The sequence below is a fragment of the Roseimicrobium sp. ORNL1 genome (assembly GCF_011044495.1).
GTDB lineage: Bacteria > Verrucomicrobiota > Verrucomicrobiia > Verrucomicrobiales > Verrucomicrobiaceae > Roseimicrobium.
Genome location: NZ_CP049143.1, coordinates 1,724,553 through 1,744,114, shown reverse-complemented (window position 1 = coordinate 1,744,114; position 19,562 = coordinate 1,724,553). Strand labels below are relative to the sequence as shown.

Below are 19,562 nucleotides of genomic sequence, written 5' to 3'. Positions count from 1 at the left end.
AGCGTTCCGTTAGCGTCCATTAGCGGTCCGAAAACTCGTTGTTCATCTAGCAAGAGGCACACTCTTGAACTCCCGGGTGAGGTTTGTGAGACTCTCTTCCACCCCCATGCGTTCGAGACTGCTGGCGCCTACGAAACCATCCGCGGTGGTTTTGCTGAGGATGTACTCCACATCCTTCGGCGTATTGATGGGACCGCCGTGGGTAAGCGTGAAGACATCCTTCCGCACGGACCGTGCGGCATCGATAATTTCCTGGGTGCGGTTCACCGTGAAATCCCAGTCAACGACGGCATTCACCACGCCGATGCTGCCACCCACCGTGGTGCCCACGTGGGCGATCACGGCATCCGCGCCCTGCTTGGTCATCTCAATCGCTTCTTCAGGCGTGGCGACATAGACGATGCTGAAGAGGTCCATGCGATGGGCGAGCCCCACCATCTCAAACTCCTTCTGCACACTCATGCCGGTCTCCTCCAGCACCTGGCGGAAATGGCCGTCCACAATCGTGTGTGTAGGGAAGTTGTTCACGCCGGAGAAACCCATGTCCTTCACCTTGCCCAGCCAGTGCCACATGCGGCGGCGTGGGTCGGTGGCATGCACGCCGCAGACGACGGGAATCTCCTTCACCGTGGGCAGCACTTCATACTCGCCAATCTCCATGGCCACGGCATTGGCGTCGCCATAAGCCATGAGACCGCAGGTAGAACCATGACCGCTCATGCGGAAACGTCCGCTGTTGTAGATGATGATGAGATCCGCGCCGCCTTTTTCAATGAACTTGGCGCTGATGCCGGTACCCGCTCCCGCTGCGATGATAGGCTCACCCTTCTTCAGCGTGGCATTGAGACGGTCGACAACTTCCAGTCGTGTGTAGGGATTTCCGATTCCGGTCCAGGGATTGGGCATAGTGAGGAAAGTTAAGAGTTCTCTGTTGAAGGTTGATCGAACCAGCGTGGAGGACAAGGTTATCAACGCAGCGCCGTTCTCCATTCTCCACATTCTCGCATGCCGGGCTCCCACGACCACCTATCTGAAACCCACATCCTGGGCAGGCGTACGCGGCAGACCGTCGTGCGCGTGGACGAGAAGGACGAGCGCACATGGCTGCAAAACACACCCGCCTGCCCGGCACTCGCGCAGCACCGCATTGCGCACCTCGGTGTATGTGAAGCGCATGCGCCGTACCGCATCGTACGCGTGCGGCAGAGCGGCACCTACTTCATGGCGTGCATTGGAGGTGAAGGCCGTATCCTGGTGGATGGACGATGGCAGGTATGCCGCGCCGGCATGGCATGCCTGCTGCCGCCTCACTTGCTCAATGCCTTTCACGCTGTGCCGGGGAAGAAGTGGGAGTTCGCCTGGGTGCGCTACCAATCCGTGCCTGAGAAGCGCCCCATCGTCATGGCGGGCTCACCGGTGCTGGCGAAGTTTGATGGCTCCGCCCTGCGCCTGGCTGCGCTCGGCCTCGCAGCAGAGTGTGAATCAGCGCATAGCGCCCCTGCAGCCATTCATCACTGGGTGGAGCTCATCCAGGGATACGTGCTGCAGTTCGCGCAACCCTGGCAGATGGATGAACGCCTTTCCCGCCTGTGGGAAAAGGTCGCGGAAAATCCCGGCGCGCCCTGGACGGCCACGCGGCTCGCGCGCGACGCGAACATGAGCGAGGAGCACCTGCGCCGCCTCACCACCACGCAGTTGGGTCGCTCGCCCATGCGCCACGTCACCTGGCTGCGCATGCGTCGCGCGGCGGAGCTGCTGGCCACGACCGATGAGAAAATCGAGTCCATCGCGCGCGCGGTGGGACATCAGAACCCTTTCGTCTTCTCCACCACGTTCAAGAAGTGGATCGGATGGCGCCCCAGCGAGCACCGGGCAAAAGCGCCCGGTCGCGTGCATGGGCAGTAATACCAAAGAACTTGAAACTGGGTCTTTGTCTGAAGTCTGAAAGGCATCGGCCTACCTGGAGCAGTCATGCCTCAAGGGTATCCAAGGAACACGAGCATGGCACAGGCCCAAGGACTGGGAGCAACTCAATTGACCGTCGGCATCTGCTCTGGTCCCAGCGGCATTTCCGGCGAAGGCAGCTTCACCAGCAGCCATGTTTGCGTACCCTGCTCGCCGAGGTGAATGAACACACTGGCCACATCCTTATCCAGGCTGGAGAGCCCCGTTTCATACACGGTTTGCGTGGCATCACCGATATGCCAGGCCATGCGCTGGGTGTTCAAGTCCACCTTGCCCACAATGGGTTGCTCGTCCCCTGTCAGGATGTTCTTGTAGGCGCCCGCCACAATGCCGTCCCGGTTCACGCTTAGCTGCATGAACATCGTCGGCTCACCCTGCTGCTGCTGCGCGAGTGCCCAGACACCGAGCGGCAGCCACGTTTCCGCTTCGCCTTCAGGGGCAGGATCCGGCAGCGGTACACCGCCGAGATCAGGATTCGCCAGCTCGATTGCCTCCTGCCTTGCGTCGACCGCGGTGTCCATGAATTCGCCATCCACGTAATAGTTGCTGCCATCGTAGAGCACCGTGGTGCCGGGATCATAAATCACCGCAGGCACCGCGAGCGCCACGCCAAAGAAGGTGCGCCGCTGCTCCGGCTCACAGGTGCGCCACCACCACCAGGGAGTCTGATCCCCGCCTCTCACGTGCTTCGGCGGATTACCGCGCCACCAGCAGGAATTCCACCAGTCCTGATCGAAGACGTGATTCCAGAAAGGCTTGCGGTTAGACCATACCTCCACGCAGCGGTCACGTCGATAGTCCCACACCTTGTTGCACCAATTCTTGTATTCCTTGCTGTGGTAGTGCTTGGCCCAACCGGGCTCACGGTAGCGCGAGGCCACTTCACCCCAGCCTTGCATCCGCTTGCCCTTGATGTTCGACAGGTTCGACTCGTTCTGCTGGTGCCACGAACCCCACTGCGAGTCGCACTGGTCCTGCACCTTCTGCCACCTGTCCGGGCGCGGCAGGTGTCCCGAGCGCACAACCACGGCTGAGGGATGCGTGGGTGCGACCGATTTCGGCAGGGGGGTGAAGCTTGAAATCTGTTTGGTGGTAGAGATGGCGGAAGGAACTGGCATCTGCGAGTTCGTGGGGCCGGCCGGAAGCGGCTTCCCATGAAGGAACTGATTCACCGTCGGCCTGCTGAATGGCTGCGGAGCAAAGGGATTCGTGGATGGCCCGCCTGCTTGAGGGAAACGTGTCTGCGGAAATCCCGGCCCCATCGCCGGTTGGGCGGGACGCACCTCCACCTTCGTCGGATACGATTTTACGGAAGAATCCGGGAACGGCGTGGCGACGCCGGAAAGCTGGGGCTTATTCACCACCGGAGGTTGCGTGATGGGCGGCTTGGGAATCACCACGATCCGCGGGGGACGTTGCCCACCCTGTGGGTCCGTCGAGGGCTTGTTATAGTTCTTAACCTTCGCGCCGCTCGGCTTGTTGACGATCGGCGGGTCAGCCAGCGCGGGTGAAACCAGCAGAACTCCTGCGAACACAACCAACAGCAGGCACCACACACCAAGAGTTCCGGGGACTCTCCCTCGGAAGAAACCACCGCGTAAAAAAGACCGATTAGGATTCATGGCGGCAGGGGGTAGGGGTTAGATTCTTTTAACAGATCGCGCTCTATTGGACAATACAGCGGATGTTTCCGCCAAAAATAGTTGATTGCCCCTACTTGCAACGCGTCTGAAGAATGTTCCCACGGCACATCCTGACCAGCCCTCTTGTTCTCTCAAGCGTAACCGATTAAGATTGACCCCAGATACCCCGACTCCGACCGTCCCAATCCATTATGTCCTTCATTGAGAACCCAGCACGATGGATCATGATCTTCCTGGCCCTCGCCCTGGCAGCTCTGGTCTACTGGATGTCCTGGGCGCTGGACCGAGTCGAGGTGGCCATGACTGAGAAAAAGCACGGCAAGGCTGCTGCCGCGCACACCATCGGGCCCGTGCCTACCAGCATGCGACGGCTCTCACCGGCAGCATGGCAGGAGGGCAGCCGTTTCCTCCGCCCCGCCACCGATGAGGAAGCTTTTCTGCACGGTCCTTTTGAAAAGGAGAATCTAGGAGGCGCCGAAGCGGTGGGACGCGCCCTCCCCTTCACCTCCAATGTGCCATCAGTCCCCATCCTGATGCGAGCGGGGACGAATGCGCTGCACACCTTTGACCTGCCGCGAGCCGAGCGCTGCTTCCGCACCGCCGTCAGCGAGGATGCCCAGTGCGCAGGGGCCTGGCTCGGGCTCGCCATCGCCAGCGAGACACGACCGGGAAGAGCCGACTACTTCCTGGATAGGGCAGAGGCCGCCACCGGGAAGTCCCCTCTCGAGTTGTCCTGGATCACGGCTTATCGTTCCTTCTTTTCCTCCGCGGAGAATGGTGAGCTCGCCGGGCGCTTCAGTGCTCTGGCTGGTGCGTTCGATTCCATTGCTTCCGCACAGGAGCAGGATCCCGCGGCGCGACTTTTCGCCATCCGCTACCGGATTCTGGCGCATCACCTGGCGGACGCCACCCTCCCAGACGCGGCGGCCACGGATGCTCTGCTCAATGCCCTGGCCAACGACGTGGGAGTCCAGCAAGTGGCCCACTATGGTGTGCTCCTGTGGCTGAAAACGGACGCGCGCCGCGCTCTTGAGCACGCGAACCAGCTCTTTCCTGAGGCCCCCGTCACCCGCCGCCTCGCTGCTGCTCCACGCGAAGCCCTGGGAGAGTGGACCGCTGCGAACTCATTGCTCTCTGCCTCTTTCGGATCAGTGGACGATCCCGAGGAGTTTGAGAATATCCGGCTTCTCGCCTGGGCTCTCTACCACCAGGGCAATACCAGCGGAGCGCTGAAGCTGGCCGACGAGTTGCGGAGCCTGCCCCGCCTGCCGCGGTTCACTTCGGATCAACAACCTGACGCGGATCAGGGTGACCTGTTCATCGAAGCACGCCGCCTACGTGCCCAGCTCATGATGGCTGCGGGCAAGTGGGAGGACCTCGCGCGCTCCGATGCTCTCACGGCGCTGGACGAAGCAGGTTGCAAATTTGCCAGCGCGCAGACCCACTATTGGCGTGCCATTGCCTATGCCGCCCTGGGCTTTGCCCAGAACGCGAACAATCAGCTCGATGAATTGCGCCAGGTCACCGAGGAAATCTCAGGCGACACAGCTCTCGACCGTCACCGGGCACTCGCGCAGGGAATGACACGCGGCGCGGAGGCATTCATCGAACTCGCGAGTGGGCACGTCTCTCCCTATGTCGGGGATATCATCGACGTGCCGGCGGTGGCCCTCGCGCCATTCCTTGCCAAGGCGGGAGACCGCGCCCAAGCCCAGCAACTGCTGGAGAAGGATCTCCTGAACCAGCCCGCCTCCAAGCCTCTGACCGCCATGCTTCAGGCGGCGAAGGACGGAAAACCGATCGTCACTCCCACCGAATCAACCGCCGGTGATCCCGGGCCGAGCATCGTCCTTGCCAATCCCCAGTCCGCTCCCGGCTTCACCCTGCCAGATGAAACAGGGAGCACCGTGGGCATGGAAAAGTGGGCGGGGCAGCCAGTGCTGGTTATCTTTCAGGCAGGCGGCGCGCGGGCGGAAGATGCGGCCCCGCTGAAAGAACTGAGGACACACGCGCCATCCTTTGCCCACTTCGGCATTCCCATTGTGGTGGTCAGCACGGAGGAGGCGACCATGCTGCTGGAAGCGCTCGGGCTTACCGGCACACCATCCCCGAAGCTGCCGTTCAACATGCTGTCTGACCGGCAGCAGTTCGCCTTCAAGTCATGGGGCTGCTACGACAACTATCTGGAGAAGCCGGTGCACGGCGCCTTCCTGGTCGATCGCGAGGGCAACATTCTTTGGAGTAATATCTCGCACCAATCCTGTGTGCGCCCCGAGTATCTGCTGCTCGAGTCGCAGCGCCTGCTGGCCCTGCAAAAGGAAAAAGAAAATCCGCCAGCCGACCAGGGGAATCCTTCGACACCGACGCAAGGTGCCGGTGCAGAGGCTGCAGCAGCACCAGCAGCACCAGCAGCACCAGCAGCACCAGCAGCACCAGCAGCACCTTCTGCGACGGATGCACCCGCAGAGGCTCCGAAGTCGAACTAAGCATTCAAGTTATTGCGTAGCCGCCATTCTCCGGATGGTAAGGCGTCAGCAGTCGCGATGAAGTGCTGGTTGCAGATGCCGGAACGCTTCGCATTGCGTTGTGAAGCGCGTGTCGCGCCCCTCTCTGCGCATGAACGTCGGGCTAAGAAAACTGCGTGCCATCACAGGGAAGGGAAATCTGCGCAAATGATCCGGACGCTGTGACGCGCAGCGTCCTTGGACTGCGTGCAGCCCTGCTGCCGCTTTCCGGAGTCCGCAGCCTGCTGCGGCGATGGTGGCATGCGCTCGCAGGGTGACCTATCCAGAAAAGCTTGGCGACTTCGTCGCGGTGATGCGTGCAGCAGGCTGCACTTGAGGAAAGCGGCAGCAAGGCTGCGCGCAGTCCAAGGCCTTCGGCACCACTTCCATATCTTAACCCGACGTTCATACGCAAAGACGGAGCTTGCCGCGTCGCAAAAGTCAATGCAGGCATGTGTTGACTGCCAGTTTCTTGACCGGCTGCCTTGGCGCAGCCTCACGCATCCGGTGCGCAGATGCAGAAAGCCGTCCTTGAGCTTGAGCGTCGCGCCTGCCTCTCCATCATCGCGTGATGCGCTCCCTGTTCGCACGCATTCCCTTTCGGGAATCCCTGCCTCTCATCATCACCTGCCTGGTGGTGCTGCTGGGCCTGCTCGCCCTGAAAGAAGGAATGGGCAGCCAGGACAAGGCGGAGAAGCGACTTCAGCGATTGCAGGAAAAGGCCCGCGCGGACGGTGGCAGCGCGGCTCCGGAGGCCTACGTGCCGGTGTGGCTGTACAAGGGGCTCAAGGTAAACCTCGTCATCGTGGGCGCTCTCTTGCTCGCCTCTCCCTGGCTGGGAAAGAGGCGGACGCCAGACATGAAGTTCACACCGTCTCCGGAGCAGCCGTCTCTGGGCAAGGGGGAAATCATCGCCTGCATCCTGCTGATGGGGCTGGCAGCCTGGCACAATCAACCGCGCCTCTTCCACTCCATGTGGGGGGATGAAGAATTCAACGCCAGCCGCTTCATCCTGGATCGTGTGGACCGCCAGCCGGACGGCAGCCTCAAGGTAACACCCCGTGAGTGGACCACCACGCTGTGGAACATGCGGAAACCCACGAACCACCTGGGCTACTCCGTCTTTGCGCGCCTCTCGCACGACACGTTTTTTCAAAAGAGCACCGAGCCGGGTGCTGCGTGGTTCAGCGAGGCGCTGCTGCGCGCACCTGTCTTCGTAGCTGGCTTGCTGTTGATTCCCGCCTTCATCTGGGCACTGCGGGTCTGGGGGATACGGGCGTGGTGGTGGGGATTGCCGCTGCTGCTGCTGCATCCCTGGTTCACCCGCTTCGGGGTGGATGGCCGCGGGTACGGCTTCATCATGCTCAGCGCCACCTTGATGCTCGGCGTCCTTGGTCGTGCGTTGCAGACGGGAAGGTGGACATGGTGGGTGCTCTTCGGCCTGGGGAACTTCTTCATGATCTGGAGCAATCTCCAGGGCGTGTACCCGGTGGTCGCGTTGAACTTCACAGCGATGTTCTGCCTGCTTCAGCTGGGCCTGAAGAATCCCTCCATGTGGCTGCTCGCACGCCGCTGGTTCGTGGCAAACATGCTGACACTCGTCATCATGGTGGGCTGGCTCGCTCCCTGCCTGCCACAGCTCCAGGAGTTCATGGCCAAGGGCGAGATTCACGGCACGCTCGACGCGCGCTTCTGGCAGGACAGCCTATCTGCGTGGCTCTTCGGCCAGCCCTTTCAGCCTTGGGATGAACCGGAGAATCCCTACCGCTACGCCTGGCAGATCTCCGCACAGACGCTGCCCGTGCTGCACTGGGTGGGGGCTGCCCTCTTCATCGTTCTTCTCGGTGTGGGCTATATCTCACTGTTCGCCAAGTCGGCTAACCGTTCCCTTTTCCTCTTCACCGTGGGCGCTCCCGCCTTGATGCTGCTGCATATGATGTTGAGCAAGAACCGTCCCTATGACTGGTACTTCAGTCCTTTCATCCCGGGTCTCTTCCTCATGGCAGCCGCCGGAGGTGGGCTTTTGACTGAACTTACGCCTGCACGTAGCCCGGCGAGGGCGGCCGTACAGGCCGCGCTCGTCATCACGATTGCGCTGTTCGCCTTCATCACCCGCCAGCCCCGTTCGCTGCTCCGCGACCACGCCATCGAGCCCTCTCGGGAGGCGGTGGCCAGCTACCGTGCCGTGATGAATCCCCGAAATCCAGATATCGACAAGGGAGTGATGAGCGGCGCCTTCCGCATGTACACCGAGGGGTATGACCCGGCTCAGTACCGCTTCGACACAGTGGAGCAGTTCCGCAAGCTGATGGCGGATTCCGACCAATCCGGCCGCCCCTTCTACATCAATGTGGGATTCCTGCGATTCCTTCAAGCTCAGCCGACCACGAAGCCCATCTGTGACATTTTGGGCGATCCGGCCATTTTTGAACTGAAATCCGTACATTACGGATTACTTCATCCTACGACCCGCCACGTGTTCCTCTACAAGGGTAAATCGCCATGAATACACGGGAGTGATCTTATTGGGTAATTGGTTGCTTTCCCCATCTTTTAACGTCAGAATTCGAGCGCCCCCAACACATGCAGCATTCGTCAAAATCCCGCTCCCCTCGTTCTGTGCCTGCGCGGATAGGCATCGTGGGTACAGGATTCATCGCGATGGGATTGTGCATGCTGATGCGCATGTCCTCGGAATTCAGCGTCAGCCGCATTTTCACCCGGCGTAGCGTCGAGTCCGTGGCGAATTTTGAGCCGCGACTGCTCACCCGGTCACTGGACGAGCTGATCGAGAACTCCGATCTTGTGGTGGAATGCAGCGGGGACATCCAGCATGCGGCCACGGTGGTGGACACAGCATTCAAGGCTGGCCTGCCGGTGGTGACCATGGGGGCGGAATTCCACGTGACTGTGGGCTCGTATTTCTGCACGCGAGGGCTCCTGACCGAGGCAGAGGGAGACCAGCCCGGCTCCCTCGCCGCCCTGCATGAAGAAGCAGTCAGCATGGGCTTCCGCCCGCTGGTCTACGGAAACATCAAAGGGTTCCTCAACGAAAACCCCGCTCCCACCGAGATGGCCTACTGGGCGGAGCGCAACGGCATCAGCATTCCCCAGGTGACGAGCTTCACCGACGGCACCAAGCTCCAGATTGAGCAGGCGCTGGTGGCCAACGGACTGCAGGCGGACGTCGCGCAGCGCGGCATGCTGGGCCTGCGGGACATCCCGCTGGAAGACGCAGCCCTCATGCTGGGTCATGAGGCGACGGCGCTCGGCAGCCCCATCAGCGACTACGTGCTCAACCCGAAACTGCCCGCCGGCGTTTTCCTTGTGGGCACCCACAACACGGAGCGCCCCGAGGTGCTGCGCTACCTGAAACTGGGTGATGGACCGTATTACACCCTGTTGCGCCCCTATCACCTCTGTCACCTGGAGATGCCGCGCACCATCCGCCGCGTGCTGGAAGGCCGCGGACCTCTGCTGAACAACTCCCCCACCCCGAAGGTAAACGTGGTCGCGATTGCCAAGAGGGATCTTCGGGCCGGTCAGCTCATTGACCGCGCGATTGGCGGCAACGACTTCCGGGGCGAGGCCATGCGCTTCTCCGAGTGCGGCTCCGCGCCACCCATTGGCCTACTGACCGGCGCACGCCTCCGCAATTCCGTCTCCGCAGGACAAATCCTTTCCGCATCCGACGTGGACATTCCCGACTCTCTGGCCAAACACGCCTGGCAAAGCATGCTGCCCCGCATCGGATTGCGGGAGCTTGCTGTTGCCTGAGTATGCGAGCACGCCAGAGTCGGAACCATGCTGCAAGGAAAGAAGATCGCCGTCACGATGCCCGCGTATTTCGCGGAGAAGACCGTCGCCAAGACCGTGGGAGACATCCCGCGTGAGTTCGTGGACACCATCATCCTGGTGGATGACTGCTCCAAGGACAACACCGTGGCCGCTGCCCAGGCGCTGGGCATTGAGGTGCATCGCAACGAGACGAACCAGAACTATGGCGGCAATGTGAAGCGCTGCCTGCAGTACGCGCTCGACGCCGGGGCCGACATCGTCATCCAGCTTCACCCGGATTATCAGTACACGCCGAAGCTCACCCTGGCCATGGCCTCCATGCTGGCCACCGAGCACTGGGATCTCTGCCTGGGTGTACGCACCAGCGGCAAGGGCGCGAAGGGCACCATGCCCTTCTGGCGCTACCTGCCCAACCGCGTGATCACCGCCGCCATGGACGTGTGCCTGGGTGTGACCCACAGCGAGTTCCACACGGGCTACCGCGCCTACACGCGCAAGCTTTTGGAGACGGTGCCCTTCCACACGTACCGCAACGACTTCATCTTCGACAACCAGATGTTCATCGGCGCGCTACGTGCCGGATTCGACACCTGCGAAGTCACCTGCCCGACTTCCTACGAGGAGGACGCCAGCTCCATCCCCTTCAAGAAAGCGCTGAAGTATGGCGTGCAGTGCCTGAAGATTTCCGTGCCGTATTTCTTCGAGCGGCTGGGGAAAAAGGATGACGCATCCTGAGGGTCACCGCTTTTCCATTTCTTCTTCACGGACTATCCGTCTGCCAAATTTGGCCGTGACGCCCGACGTTTCTGTAGGGATAATCCGGCCATGAAGTTTTTGACGACTCGGCCATGGGCGCGCCTGACGCTCCTCCGCGCCGGCGTCGTCGTGACCATGGTTCTTCCATCGCCAGGAATCAGGTCAGAAGAGCCGGTCATCGATCCTCTTTTCCCGCCGCTCCCGATCGCGATCCTGAAGCGCGTGTTTCCTACCACCGCTGCGCCCGTATTGGATAAGTCGACAGTGGATTCCCGATCCGAAGCGCTTCGGATCGCACTCAGGTCCATGGACCTTCCTGCCTCCTTCACGGTGCGGAAGGATCATGGCCTCCGCCAGTTCAACAAGATGATCGATGACCGCTCCCACATGGGGCAATACCTCGCGATGCCCTCGCGTCGCCTCGACATCGTCACGGCAGACGACACCATTGCGGCATGGGCCATCGAGCACTTCGAAGGCAAGCACACCAGGCAGCCCATCTACTGGAAGCCAAACTTTCATGCTGCGGACGCTCTACCAGCCACGGAACGGTATGCGTCCCATTGGGGCGGGGGATGCGGCGGAGAACCCCTGTGCATCACCATCAGAGATGCCGGCGACCCCCACCTCGCGAACTCCAAGAACTTCGAGCATGCCTGGAGTTGCCTGTTCTTTGAGCTCTTGAATGCTGAAAATCTCCCCGACTTGAACGACCTCGAGATGCGGATTTTCTCAAGGACGCCCATCACCCGGGAAGTCTACATCAAGGAATGCGCCAGGCTGGAGTGGTCCGTCCTTCAAAAGCTGGACAAGGTCCGCAGGGAAGTGTGGGCCCCCTGGTGCATCAGCCACGGGGTCGCTCACGATCCCACAGCATGGCGACTGCGTCATGTGGAGGATTTCGAAGCATGGTACGCCGCCTACACAGACCTCAAGGCATACCCGTTCTCTTTCTATGGCCCCCACTACGACTCCATGCGTCGATGGGAGGAGGAGATCCAGAAATGGCAGAAGGACAAGAATAAGAGCGCGAGACCCGTTGAGAACATCGTGCCCCTCTTGCAAGCACGACCCTTCGATCCGGACCCGATGAAGGACCTGTGATATCAGCGGTATCCCTTGAGGTCACGCACGCCATGCTACGCCACTGGCACCACACTCGGCGGTGGCTCAGCAGGCGTGGGATCCGTGGGCTCAGGCATGGGCGGCCGGGGTGATGGCTGGGTGGGCTGAACGGGCCTCGGATCGCTGGGATTGGGTCCGGGAGGCGGAGCCGGTACAGGGGAAGGTTCGAGAGGAATGCTCATAGGAAACAAGGGTTTCCCATGAATTCGGGAACCAGAGCATGATTGGTTCCCTTTGGCGGAAAGCGAAGGGTAGGCAAAGGAGCGTGGACACTCTTGTCCGCCGTTCTGTTGCGCAGCGACCTCTATCACGCGGAAACTTACTGGTGATGCATCTGGAGCAGCTGGTGGCATGCGGCCTTGCCTGCCAGATGAAAGACGTCCGTACGTCAGGGATAGCGGACAAGAGTGTCCGCGCTCCTTTGAAATGCCCGGCGCTTCACCTTCGAACGCTCTTCCCGATGTTACATCAGCTTCGCAAAGCTCGGGCGCATCGGGATGAACTTCCGGTCCAGATTGTGGGTCGCCGTGATGTGGCGCACAGTACCGCTGCGGGCACGCATGAGGACGGAATGTGTCTCCGCACGATGACCGGTAATCTTCACCCCAGGCACCAGCGGACTGTCGCTGATGCCGGTGGCGCAGAACAGGGCGCTCTCTCCAATCACAAGGTCATCGACCTGATACACGCGCTCGAGTTCGTCCTTGGAGAGGCTCGCACATACCTCGTTGTAGTGGGACTCATGGCGGCTCTTGTCGAACCACATGCGGAGTTGCATGTCACCGCCCAGGCACTTCAACGCGGCAGCGGCCAGCACACCCTCGGGTGAGCCACCCATGCCGATGTACACATCAACGCCCGAGCCGGGCATGGAGGGAGCCACTGCGGCGGTGATATCCCCATCCGAAATCATGCGCAGGGCCGCGCCTACTTCACGCACTTGCTTGATGATGGTGTCGTGGCGTGGACGGTCCATGGTGCAAACCACCAGCTCCCCCACCCGCTTGCCCAAGGCATCGGCAATGAATTGCAACGTCTCGCCCATGGGCATGTCGAGCAGATTGCGACCGCTGCCGTTCAGCAGCTGCTTCACCGCCGGGCCAAAGGCGATCTTGTGGCTGTAAAAACTCGGCAGGTCGCGCATGGCATGCGGCGATCCCACGGGAATTTGCGCGGCTGCGATGACGGAGATGCTGTTGGGCATGCCCTTCGCGATATTTGAAGTGCCGTCGATGGGATCCAGGGCGATGTCGAACCGGGGCGTGCCATCACGCCAGGTACCAAGCTGTTCCCCGATGAAGATGCCAGGGGCTTCGTCCTTGATGCCTTCGCCGATGACAACCTCACCCTTGATGTCGAGGATGTCGAACACACCCGCGATGGCAGCACAGGCTGCGGCATCTGCCTTCTCCTTCTCACCACGTCCAAGGTAATGGATGGCCTGCAGCGCGGCATTCTCAGTGGCACGCACAAACTCGAACTCCAGCACACGCTCCAGATCAAGCGGACTGCGGAGAGGCGGAAGAGAGTCGGACATAAGGAACATGAGGAGAAGGAAGCAAAACGGAACGCGCTGGCGAAATGAGCGGCACCCAGTTTAGCGAGCAAATGATGAGGTGCTCAAGTGAATGTGAGGTAACTCTAGTCCGTTCCCCCTTCACTCTGAGTCCGTATTCACCAGACGGTTTCGCCAACAAGTGGCGTGTCTACACATCAAAGCCCAGCCGACCGCTCGTCGATGAGACGCTTGGCCTTGTCCAAGGTCATGGCCACCCAGCCTTCCAGGCCGGGCTCCTTCGACTCGCGTGACGCGGCGATGTGGAGGCGGCGCACGTAGTGCTTTTCCAGGAAGGTCACCAGTTTCTCCGAGGCGGCGAGCATGCCACGATGGAGATGCAGACAGGGCTTCTTCAGCTTGCGGGCGATGGAAAGGGTCTTTTGCGAGCCACCCGTGGCCTTCTCAGCCATGGTGAAGACGACAGTGGCGTCAGCGTCGCGCACGTTCCACTCGATGCGCTCCATGCCCTCTTCCGAGGGCGTTTCCTTGAGCTGGTACTTGTCGTCCAGGCTGCCATCAATGGCAGGGCGGCCTTTGGGACACCAGCCGCCGTGAGGAATGCTGTTTTTAATCGCCCAATCCAATGCGGCGCGATCGGCGGCTGTTTGGCCACCGGAAATGATGCTCTCGAGCTTAACCATGACTGCTCTTTTTTCTGCCTCCGCTCGCTGTGGGCGAGGGGGAAGGTAGCGGTCGCCCCGATGTGGCCATAATGCAACGGGGAAACGCAGGTTTGCCGTTTTTCCAGAACGAAAGTGAACCCCTCTTCGGGGCGTACAGTGGCATCGCCGTAAGCCAGTCGACCTCCTTTTTGTACCGACCTATGAGCTATCAGCCTCTTTCATCCGCGCGCCACCTGATGGTCTGGACCGCAGCCGCCCTTGCATCCACGCTACTCGCGAATGCCATTCCCGCGGCTGAACCGGTCACGGTCGTGGCCTTTGGCGATTCCACCACGGCACCCCGTGGCAATCTCACGGTGTACTCCGCGATTCTTCAGGAGGAATTGCAGAATGTGACCATCATCAATGCCGGCATCGGAGGCAACACCACGGAGATGGCGCGGAAGCGGTTCGAAAAGGACGTGCTGGCGCACAAGCCGAAGCTGGTGATCCTGCAGTTTGGCATCAATGACTCCGCGGTGGACGTGTGGAAAACCCCACCCGCCACGGAGCCGCGCGTGAAGCTGGAGCGTTACACGGAGAACCTGGAGTACTTCGTAAAAACGCTAAAGAGCTCCGGCACCCGTGTGATTGTGATGGGTCCCAATCCCCTGCGCTGGACCGAGCTGCTCAAGAAAATGTACGGCAAGCCGCCCTATGACCCAGCCAGCCCGGATGGCTTCAACGGACTGCTCGTGAAATACAACGAGGCTGCGGCAAAGGTGGCCCAGGCGAACGAAGTGCCCTTCATCGACACGCAGCGCGCCTATCGCGACCGTGCAGAGAAGGGGAAGATCGAGATCGACAAACTGCTACTGGATGGCATGCACCCCAACGACGAAGGCCATCGCCTCGTGGCGGGTCTTCTCCGTGAGCGCGTCCTCGCCATGGAGAAGGAAACGCCGATTGGCGTTCAGCCCGGCGCTGTGTGGAAGGCCAGCGGTGAGACCGTGGAGATTGCTCCGCAGTGCACGGACATCTCGCTCGATGCGCCCGGCGACACCGTGCTGCTGGGTTGTGGCCTCACCAAGCTCAGCGATGGCTCCATGATGGCGGTGTACTCCACGCCCTCCAGCTACTACGCAAAGGCAGGCCAGACATGGATCGCCGCGCGCGTGACCAAGGACGGCGGCAAGACGTGGTCCGTAGAACGTGAGATTGCGCGGAATGCGGACTGTCAGGCATCGCATCCCTCAGTCCTGCGGACGAACGATGGAACCGTTCACATCTTCTATCTCGCCTTCAAAACGTGGAAGTGGAAGGACCTCAATCCGACCCCGGAAGCACAAAGCGATGTGTACACCGCGCGCAGCACGGATGACGGCAAGACGTGGAGTACGCCCCAACCCATCTTCGATGGCTACAGCGGCGCGACCAATGGCGCCATCGAGACCAAGGATGGAAAAATCATGGTCCCCTACTCGCACTATGTGAATGACCCGGGCAGACTCGTGAGCCGCGTGTCCATTTCCTCCGATGGCGGCAAGACCTGGACTCTCGGCACGCCGATTGATATCGGTGGCGCTGGCGACCACGAAGGCGCACTCGAACCCAGCCTGCTGGAACTCAAGGACGGCCGCGTGTGGATGCTCATCCGCACCACGCGTGGGCAGTTCTGGGATTCGTATTCGACGGACAGCGGCACCACCTGGACTGCGGCAAAGGCTGGCAGCATCGAGGCACCCTCCGCACCGGGACACATGACGCGCTTGAGCGATGACCGCATTGCCATGGTGTGGAACCAGAAGGCCAAGAATCGTCGCGAGCTGTACGTGGCCACCTCCTCAGATGAAGGCAGCACGTGGTCGCCTCCGGTCGCCGTAGCTCGTGGGAAAAGCACCACCTATCCCTTCGTGATCGAAGGCGCCCCTGGTGAGTTGTGGATTGGCTACCACGATGTGCCCAAGGGCTGGAACTTTCCCCGTGCGCGGCATCTGAAGATTCAGACGCCAAAGTAAGGTGCTCACGCCTCATTATCCGACTGCTCGGTCGTTACTGGATGGAAGCGGTTTCTACCGATGAGCCATCCCAGCACCCCGTGCCGCAGGCCAAGATACGAGCGGAAGTAATTCTGCCCCGGTCTGTAAATGCCACGACCAAGCAGTAGCTTGTGAAGGGCTGGCAGTTGATGACACGGCACGGAAGGGAAGAGATGATGCTCCAGGTGATAATTGATGTTCAGCGGAGCAATGCTGAGGCGTTCGAGCACGGTCCCTTCGACGAATCGGGTGTCGTGGATCTCGTCGACCGCCTTGGTGGCGGGATGCTCGGCGAGGATGCGTATCCGGAAAAGCACCGTCCCCAAGGTCATGCTCGGCACCACCCACAACAGCAGGTAGGGAATCCAGCTGTTGGTCACGGCAAGGAGGGTGATCAACGCGGCATGAAAAAGAAACCACCGTACATGCTCGGCAATGCTGAGACGTGGCGGGCCACCCGTCACCAGTCTGTGGATATACGTCCGCGAGCGGACGTAACGCATCATGCGCGGGATGTGCAGGCCCAGCAGATCGAAAAGGAAAACACGAAACGTCTTGAGCGCCCCCTGGGGGAACACCAGCAGATCCCTGTCCACCTGGGTTTTTTCCCAAGTGGGATCCTCGGGAGTATTCGTGTGCAGGTGGTGCCGCATGTGCTCGTAGCGGTAGCCAGCGGTCGTCATGTAAATCGGCAAGGCGCACAGGATATCTCCGATCCAGTCATTGAGCCATTTGCGGGAAGACAAATGATAGTGCGCGGCTTCATGCATCAACACCCCAAGGGCAGTCTGACGCGTAGCGATGACCACTCCAGCCACCAGCCACACCGCCCAGTGGTGAAAGTGCAGCGCCAATGCGACCGCGCCGACAATGACAATCCATTGCAGGGCGACGGTCCACGCGGGGCGCCAGTTGCTCCCCTTGGACAACTGGCGAACCTCTGCCGCGAGCATGCGAGGTGAAAACTCCGGAACGGCGTCGGCACCGGCGTTACCGACGTTTAATGTCGCTTTCTCAGTCTCGCAAAGTGCACCCTGCTCCATGATGCGGAATCGCACGAGCGGGGTGATTCTTGCGCATTTTTTGCAATTCGGGATCTCTCGCGACCGGGAGAGGCCTGAAAATCGATAGCGCCCGAGGTCAGCCTCTGCCCCGCGCTGTGCTACTCCACATCATCCCCCACCGTCGTGAGGCGCAGCACGGGCAGCTTGTCTTCCTTCCGCTCGGACTCGGGATGGATGAGCTCTTGTAAGCGATTCTTCGTGGCCATGAACTCAGGCAACGCAATCTGAGAGAAGTCACGCGGGCGTGGCACCGGCACCTCGACGATTTCCTTCACCCTGCCCGGGCGTGCTTCCAGCACGAGCACCCGGTCGGAGAGATACACGGCCTCATCCAGATCATGCGTGATGAAGAGGATGGTGATGTCGATGTTCTTCCAGATCTGCAGCAGGTAGCTCTGCATCTGGGCGCGCGTCTGCGCGTCCAGTGCGCCGAAGGGTTCATCCATCAGCAGGATGCGTGGCTCGTTTGCCAGCGCACGCGCAATGGCCACGCGCTGTTTCATGCCACCGCTGAGTTGATGCGGATAGGCATCCTCAAACTTGCTGAGCCCCACCAGTTCGATCCACTGCCGAGCCTCGGACTCGGCGGTGTACTTCGCCTTGCCTGCCATGAGCGGGCCGAACATCACATTCGCCTTCACGGTAAGCCAGGGGAACAGGGTATATCCCTGGAACACCATGCCGCGGTCACGACCCGGGCCACGCACGGGTTTGCCATCCACGAGCAGTTCCCCACTCGTGGGCGTCTCCAGTCCCGCAAGCATGCGGATGAGCGTGGACTTGCCGCAACCGGACTGTCCCACCACGCACATGAACTCCCGGCGATGCACATCGAAGTTGATGTTCTTCAGCGCGGTGACTTCACCCTGCGGTGAAGGGAACCGCTTCTCCAAGCCACGCACGGACAGCACCGCCGGACGCTGCTTCAGCTTCGTGAAGCGCTCCGCGACTGCAGGCGTCTGCGCGCGATAGTCAGGCAGGTCGAGGGTGGCAATCATAGCGAGGTGCGAGGCGTGGGAGTGACGGCAGGGAGGGGGGACGGCGACGGCGCAGGAGCTGCAACTGGCTCCTCAGGCACCACTGCGGGGAAGGTCGGCTTCTCTGCGTATGCAGAAGCCTTGCGAATGCCAGCCACCAAAAGACGCGGGAGGAACGTGAGTGCCCGGATGAACCAGCGTGACGAAGCCGCCTGCCCACGGAACGCCCATGGGAAAAGTCCGCGCCCTATCCAGCCAAGGAACTGGTCTGTGAAGAATCCCGTGAGGCCAATCATCAAGATGGCCGGATACACATGCTCAAACTGGAAGCGACGCCCACGTGTGTCGATGATTTCCGTGAGGCCACTCTTGAAGCCCAGCAGTTCCGCGATCACCAACCACGTCCACGCGCAGCCGATGAGGATGCGCAGGTCATTGTACAGCGTGGGCATGATTCCCGGGATGATGACGCGCGTGACGAGCTGCTTCTGATTCGCACCGAGCGTCTGCGCCGCTTCCAGCAGCGAGACATCGAGCTGCCGTGTGGTATTCGCAATCACCAGCAGCGCCGTGGGAAAGGTACCGATGAAGACCAGCATGATCTTCGGCGCGGCTTCGAGGCCGAAGATGGCCATCAGCACCACCCCAAACGTCGGCGCCGGCATGTAGCGGAAGAAGTCCGTGAAGGGCTCCAACATTTTCGAAAACACCGCGAACGTGCCAGCCAGGATGCCCAGAGGAATGGCCAGCAGCGCCGCGAGCAGGAAGCCGAAACTGATGGTGCGCAGCGACTCCTGGTAACGCACGAGCAGCGACTTCGCGTCCGACTTGTTCTCTGTCCCCTCCTCCGCGCTCGTATCGTCAGGCTTCCCTTTCAAGTCCGCCCACGCGGTGGTGAAGACCTTGTGCGGAGGCACCAGATACACGGGATAGTCATAGGATACGCGCGACTGCGGCACCAGCTTCAGCAGTGCCTGTGTGGGCCACTCGGCACCGGAGAGCAGCGCGGCGTTGGCCTTGATGATCTTCGCGTTCTCATCGCTGGGCTCGACCTTCTGAGGAATGGACTCGCCACTCGCGATCTTCAGCCACACGCTGCGCAGCTTGTCATCATTGGCTTCATCTTCCTTTCCCGCCCAGCCCTCTGCCAGGGCGAGTGGAAAGAGATGCCGCACGACTTTCTTGTTCTGCCGCGCCGTGGCTTCCAGCGGCGTGCCCGCATCACGCGCAGCCTGCACCGCGGCATTGTCTTTGCGAATCGCTTCCTGGAAAGGTGTGAAGTAGTCGGGTGCGAGCCGGTCTCCCGGCACATACACGCTCGCCACGGAAGGACTCTCCGCGGAGATCTGCACCTCATGCAGCGCCTTCCAGAAGGGACCGTAGGAGGCAACGATCCATGCCAGCAGCGGCAGGACAAATGACAACGTCATCAGCGCCGAGTTCCGCGGGCCGTCCAGATCTTTCCGGACGGCAAACCACGGCTCTCGATGCTTCTGAGGTTCTGGAGGAAGAGGGTCAGAACCCATGCGGG

General features: G+C 61.0%; 15 protein-coding genes. 7 read left to right on the top strand and 8 right to left on the bottom strand.

From position 1 onward, the window contains the following. Positions 1–42: 42 nt before the first annotated feature. Complete coding sequence (locus tag G5S37_RS07005) at positions 43–906, bottom strand: phosphoenolpyruvate hydrolase family protein (RefSeq protein WP_165202140.1); 864 nt, start codon at positions 904–906, stop codon at positions 43–45. Positions 907–1,005: 99 nt separating this feature from the next. Between G5S37_RS07005 and G5S37_RS07000 the strand changes: the two genes are divergently transcribed. Further along, complete coding sequence (locus G5S37_RS07000) at positions 1,006–1,905, top strand: AraC family transcriptional regulator (RefSeq protein ID WP_165202138.1); 900 nt, start codon at positions 1,006–1,008, stop codon at positions 1,903–1,905. Between the two features lie 125 nt (positions 1,906–2,030). Here G5S37_RS07000 and G5S37_RS06995 read toward each other — a convergent pair whose 3' ends face one another. After that, the gene (locus tag G5S37_RS06995) at positions 2,031–3,500 is read right to left on the bottom strand and encodes a hypothetical protein (protein WP_165202136.1); all 1,470 of its coding nucleotides are present in this window, start codon (positions 3,498–3,500) and stop codon (positions 2,031–2,033) included. Positions 3,501–3,832: 332 nt separating this feature from the next. On the opposite strand from G5S37_RS06995, the gene G5S37_RS06990 reads away from it, so the two are divergent. From G5S37_RS06990 to G5S37_RS06970, 5 genes are all read left to right on the top strand, one after another. Next, positions 3,833–6,094 (top strand): redoxin domain-containing protein, encoded by a 2,262-nt coding sequence (locus G5S37_RS06990; protein ID WP_165202134.1) that lies wholly within the window; start codon positions 3,833–3,835, stop codon positions 6,092–6,094. A 589-nt stretch (positions 6,095–6,683) separates the two neighbouring features. Then, complete coding sequence (locus G5S37_RS06985) at positions 6,684–8,618, top strand: hypothetical protein (RefSeq protein WP_165202132.1); 1,935 nt, start codon at positions 6,684–6,686, stop codon at positions 8,616–8,618. A gap of 77 nt (positions 8,619–8,695) precedes the next feature. Beyond that, positions 8,696–9,889, top strand: coding sequence for an SAF domain-containing protein (locus tag G5S37_RS06980; protein ID WP_165202130.1), 1,194 nt, complete (start codon positions 8,696–8,698; stop codon positions 9,887–9,889). 27 nt (positions 9,890–9,916) lie between these two features. Further along, entirely contained in the window at positions 9,917–10,645 is a 729-nt protein-coding gene (locus G5S37_RS06975) for a glycosyltransferase family 2 protein (RefSeq protein ID WP_165202128.1), read from the top strand. A gap of 327 nt (positions 10,646–10,972) precedes the next feature. After that, a complete protein-coding gene (locus G5S37_RS06970) occupies positions 10,973–11,770 on the top strand; it encodes a hypothetical protein (protein ID WP_165202126.1) in 798 nt (265 codons plus the stop codon). Positions 11,771–11,805: 35 nt separating this feature from the next. Here the strand turns inward: G5S37_RS06970 and G5S37_RS06965 are convergent, their stop codons facing one another. The 3 genes from G5S37_RS06965 to G5S37_RS06955 form a co-directional block, all read right to left on the bottom strand. Next, a complete protein-coding gene (locus G5S37_RS06965; RefSeq protein ID WP_165202124.1) occupies positions 11,806–11,973 on the bottom strand; it encodes a hypothetical protein in 168 nt (55 codons plus the stop codon). Between the two features lie 281 nt (positions 11,974–12,254). Continuing rightward, a complete protein-coding gene (glpX, locus tag G5S37_RS06960) occupies positions 12,255–13,328 on the bottom strand; it encodes a class II fructose-bisphosphatase (protein WP_165202122.1) in 1,074 nt (357 codons plus the stop codon). A 176-nt stretch (positions 13,329–13,504) separates the two neighbouring features. Next, positions 13,505–13,990, bottom strand: coding sequence for a putative molybdenum carrier protein (locus tag G5S37_RS06955; protein WP_165202120.1), 486 nt, complete (start codon positions 13,988–13,990; stop codon positions 13,505–13,507). A 218-nt stretch (positions 13,991–14,208) separates the two neighbouring features. Between G5S37_RS06955 and G5S37_RS06950 the strand changes: the two genes are divergently transcribed. Further along, positions 14,209–15,969, top strand: a complete 1,761-nt coding sequence (locus tag G5S37_RS06950) for an exo-alpha-sialidase (protein ID WP_206026340.1) — start codon at positions 14,209–14,211, stop codon at positions 15,967–15,969. A 5-nt stretch (positions 15,970–15,974) separates the two neighbouring features. On the opposite strand, the gene G5S37_RS06945 is transcribed toward G5S37_RS06950, so the two are convergent. The 3 genes from G5S37_RS06945 to G5S37_RS06935 all read right to left on the bottom strand — a co-directional run bounded on the left by G5S37_RS06945 (position 15,975) and on the right by G5S37_RS06935 (position 19,461). Next, positions 15,975–17,048, bottom strand: coding sequence for a fatty acid desaturase family protein (locus G5S37_RS06945; RefSeq protein ID WP_206026339.1), 1,074 nt, complete (start codon positions 17,046–17,048; stop codon positions 15,975–15,977). Positions 17,049–17,152: 104 nt separating this feature from the next. After that, the gene (locus tag G5S37_RS06940; protein WP_165202114.1) at positions 17,153–18,052 is read right to left on the bottom strand and encodes an ABC transporter ATP-binding protein; all 900 of its coding nucleotides are present in this window, start codon (positions 18,050–18,052) and stop codon (positions 17,153–17,155) included. After that, entirely contained in the window at positions 18,049–19,461 is a 1,413-nt protein-coding gene (locus G5S37_RS06935) for an ABC transporter permease subunit (RefSeq protein WP_206026338.1), read from the bottom strand. Before G5S37_RS06935 ends, G5S37_RS06940 begins: the two co-directional genes overlap by 4 nt. Positions 19,462–19,562: the final 101 nt, after the last annotated feature.

What these genes read in the sequence shown, in the direction of transcription:
- G5S37_RS07005 (WP_165202140.1), bottom strand. Translation starts at nt 906, where the DNA reads ATGCCCAATCCCTGGACCGGAATCGGAAATCCCTACACACGACTGGAA.
- G5S37_RS07000 (WP_165202138.1), top strand. Translation starts at nt 1,006, where the DNA reads ATGCCGGGCTCCCACGACCACCTATCTGAAACCCACATCCTGGGCAGG.
- G5S37_RS06990 (WP_165202134.1), top strand. Translation starts at nt 3,833, where the DNA reads ATGATCTTCCTGGCCCTCGCCCTGGCAGCTCTGGTCTACTGGATGTCC.
- G5S37_RS06985 (WP_165202132.1), top strand. Translation starts at nt 6,684, where the DNA reads ATGCGCTCCCTGTTCGCACGCATTCCCTTTCGGGAATCCCTGCCTCTC.
- G5S37_RS06980 (WP_165202130.1), top strand. Translation starts at nt 8,696, where the DNA reads ATGCAGCATTCGTCAAAATCCCGCTCCCCTCGTTCTGTGCCTGCGCGG.
- G5S37_RS06975 (WP_165202128.1), top strand. Translation starts at nt 9,917, where the DNA reads ATGCTGCAAGGAAAGAAGATCGCCGTCACGATGCCCGCGTATTTCGCG.
- G5S37_RS06970 (WP_165202126.1), top strand. Translation starts at nt 10,973, where the DNA reads ATGGACCTTCCTGCCTCCTTCACGGTGCGGAAGGATCATGGCCTCCGC.
- G5S37_RS06965 (WP_165202124.1), bottom strand. Translation starts at nt 11,973, where the DNA reads ATGAGCATTCCTCTCGAACCTTCCCCTGTACCGGCTCCGCCTCCCGGA.
- glpX (WP_165202122.1), bottom strand. Translation starts at nt 13,328, where the DNA reads ATGTCCGACTCTCTTCCGCCTCTCCGCAGTCCGCTTGATCTGGAGCGT.
- G5S37_RS06955 (WP_165202120.1), bottom strand. Translation starts at nt 13,990, where the DNA reads ATGGTTAAGCTCGAGAGCATCATTTCCGGTGGCCAAACAGCCGCCGAT.
- G5S37_RS06950 (WP_206026340.1), top strand. Translation starts at nt 14,209, where the DNA reads ATGGTCTGGACCGCAGCCGCCCTTGCATCCACGCTACTCGCGAATGCC.
- G5S37_RS06940 (WP_165202114.1), bottom strand. Translation starts at nt 18,052, where the DNA reads ATGATTGCCACCCTCGACCTGCCTGACTATCGCGCGCAGACGCCTGCA.
- G5S37_RS06935 (WP_206026338.1), bottom strand. Translation starts at nt 19,461, where the DNA reads ATGACGTTGTCATTTGTCCTGCCGCTGCTGGCATGGATCGTTGCCTCC.